This window comes from Leptolyngbya sp. FACHB-711 (assembly GCF_014695615.1).
In the GTDB taxonomy this organism is placed as follows: domain Bacteria; phylum Cyanobacteriota; class Cyanobacteriia; order Elainellales; family Elainellaceae; genus Leptolyngbya_A.
In genome coordinates this window covers 1-2,747 of the sequence record NZ_JACJOR010000332.1, presented here as the reverse complement: position 1 = coordinate 2,747, position 2,747 = coordinate 1, and the positions used below count along the sequence as shown (strand labels likewise).

The 2,747-nt window shown below is 53.4% G+C and carries 2 protein-coding genes; one reads left to right on the top strand and one right to left on the bottom strand.

The window, feature by feature from the left end; all coding sequences use genetic code 11:
* The first annotated feature begins 131 nt into the window (after positions 1-131).
* A complete protein-coding gene (locus H6F80_RS13575) occupies positions 132-518 on the top strand; it encodes a hypothetical protein (protein WP_190792073.1) in 387 nt (128 codons plus the stop codon).
* Between the two features lie 205 nt (positions 519-723).
* Here H6F80_RS13575 and H6F80_RS13570 read toward each other — a convergent pair.
* On the bottom strand, positions 724-2,747 hold a 2,024-nt coding region (locus tag H6F80_RS13570; protein WP_190792072.1), incomplete at its 5' end, for an NAD(P)/FAD-dependent oxidoreductase.

Below are 2,747 nucleotides of genomic sequence, written 5' to 3'. Positions count from 1 at the left end.
TTAGTCTTTTTTAAGTTAAAAAAGATTGTGGAAGGCGTATAGTTCTACCAAAAGTTGAGTTTACAAGCCCATTCGCTTGGCTTTAACTGTAACTAACCTGGTCAGCATTTATTTTTGAAGAGAAGTAATTCATGATGAAATCTCAATTCGCTCATGCACTGATCAAAAAGTTGATCCTTTCTGCTGGCGTTGTTAGCGCAATGGTTGCGGCAGGTGCAGTCATTGAAAGCCCGATCGCCCGCGCTGCCTATCCTGAGCGCACGCCGGGAACCTTTGAATGCCGCAACAGCCTCGACCCTCAGTGCGAAAACCCTGCTCGTGAGATTGAGTCAGAGGCATGGCGCGCCCGCAACAATCCCGGTCCTGATTTTGCTGAATCGCCCAGAATCACTCAGGAGCCGGAAGCAGGAAATCAGCAGTGCCGGAACAATCAGAACGTTGTGCTTTGCAGCAATCCCATTCGCTACACCGTAGAAGATCCTGAAGCTTGGTCGACCTTCTTCCCGGAGTCGCGCTAGTCGCCGCGTTGGTCGGGCTTTTCCTGAGTTAAATCAAACCTGACCAATTAAGCCTAGTCGATCAAGCCTAGCCTGTTCAAAACTGAATCAAAACGGTGGGGGCAATTACCCCAAAGGGGACTGCGGAAGAACCGACTTGCCCCCTTTTTTATGTCTTCATCTTTAGCTCAACATCTTCTCAACGCTGAGCCTGCCACAGCGAGTTCTACTGCGATCGAGCGTCCTGAATCGGCTTGCCGGTCAGAGATTGCAGGTTTGCTAGCCGCGATCGTCCCTGTCCTTTAACAAACTCGATTCTGGGATTGCCGATGCCATAGGTGAGGGCATAACTTTGAGTCAGCAGCCAGAGCCAGAGCGATGGATTCTTTGCCTCCAGCCAGGGCTGAATCGATCGCGCCAGGGAAGGAACCCAGCGCAGCAACCAGCACATCAGCGCAAACAGGGTGAAGTTGACATAGCTGCCCACCCAGCGCATTAGATCCCGTGGGCCTGCCAGTTCCCAGATCCACAGCAGCAGCGACGGATTCAGCCAGGCCGCCTTAATTGCCATCCGGTTAAAGGGAATCCAGCCCGCCCGGTCTTTGATAAAGCGATCGGCAACGGCAGGAGGTTCGCTGGCAAGAATGCCAAAAAAAGTATTGAGCATCGAGTTCACCCGCTGGGGCGCAATAAAACGATGCGTAGGAACCATCATGCCCTTTGAGAACAACCAGGTCACAGAAATGTTGCTCTGATACGCCCGGATTTGATTCAGGTGATTTGCCTTCAGCAGATTGTGACGCAGAGCCGTGTCGAGTAGATCGGTCAGGCGGGGCAAATTTCGCACCAGCGAACCGAATCCGGTAAACACCAGCGGAGACTGAAGCGAAGCCGCATCGCCGATCGTGATCAATCGATCAACGGCAATCTGGCGATCGGTTGCCGAGGTGCTGAAGTGTCCCGGAATGTAGCCAAAGGTCGCTTTTTTCCACTGAAGCTGGTTCAGGTCGCAGCGACGATACTCCGACACGATGGTAAAGAAATCTTCGTACATTTCCAGCAGCGAACCAGGATTATCAGGGTTCACCTGATGATAGTGAAACAGATAGAAAGTCAGCTCATCGCCCCGACCAGGAAACAGTTCCCAAATGAGCTGCCGCCCGCGTGAGATATCGCCGTGACTATTCAGCACATCCCCATAGCGCGAATCCCAAACCCCCGGCTCAAATCCGCCGTCGATGACCGCTCCCACGGTGGGACACACGCTGTCAAATGCCCGTCCTCCGTTAAGCTGCCAGGCGATCGGCGAAGCGGTTCCCATTGCATCCACGAGTAGCCGTCCTTCTGCCTGTTTTGCCGTCCCGGTGGGTAAATGGGTGGCTCGAACGGTTACGCCCGACGCACCGACTTCTGCCTGCAAAAATTCGGTTTCGTCCCAGATTTCACCACCCGCCGATCGCAGCTTTTCACCGCAGAGCCGCAGCAGTTTTTCGGCATCGAGCGCAACATTCAGCACGGTTGGCGTGTGCAGAACTGGAGCTTTTGCCTGCGGCGGATTGTTGGCATCGAAGAACTTGTGAAACCCGTCGATATATTCTCGGGCAATCAGTCCCTCAAACTCGGAGGCGGTAAATAACCCCAGATCAATCAGATTCTGAAACTCCGATCGCGAAATGTTCCACTCCCGGTTCATGCGTCCAAAGGGCAGCCGTTCTAACAACAGCACCCGGTAGCCGAGCCGAGCCATCACTGCTGCATGAATTACGCCCAGCGCGCCGCCAATATAAATCAGGTCATAGGCGGGTTGCTCAGGGGCAAGAGAGCTGGTTTGCTCTTGCTCCGGCTGTTTGCGAACAACAACTTGTTTGGGCTGCTGCGGCGATCGAACTCCCTCTCGCCAACGTTTTTCCCACCAGTACACACGGGTCAAGTCATACTCACCGTTAGGAATTCGCCGGAAGCATTCCACTGTCTTGGGGTAATGGGGCGCGAGGGCATCAAAAATTGACTGCTGGCTCAGATCGATCGCTGAAGGTTCAGGATAGCGATTCGGAAACGCTTGACGAATTTGTTGCGTAAGCTGCTTTAGAATCTGTCGCTCCTGACGCACAGGCTGCACCGCCCAGCGAAAGACCTTTAAATAAGTGGTGCGCTGGACTGACCAAAGAAAAATAGAAAGTTCTTCAGCCAGACCATCGGCGATCGATGCAGTTGCAGGACGCAGGCGCGTAGAATCCGCAAATACTAACC

What these genes read in the sequence shown, in the direction of transcription:
- H6F80_RS13575 (WP_190792073.1), top strand. Translation starts at nt 132, where the DNA reads ATGATGAAATCTCAATTCGCTCATGCACTGATCAAAAAGTTGATCCTT.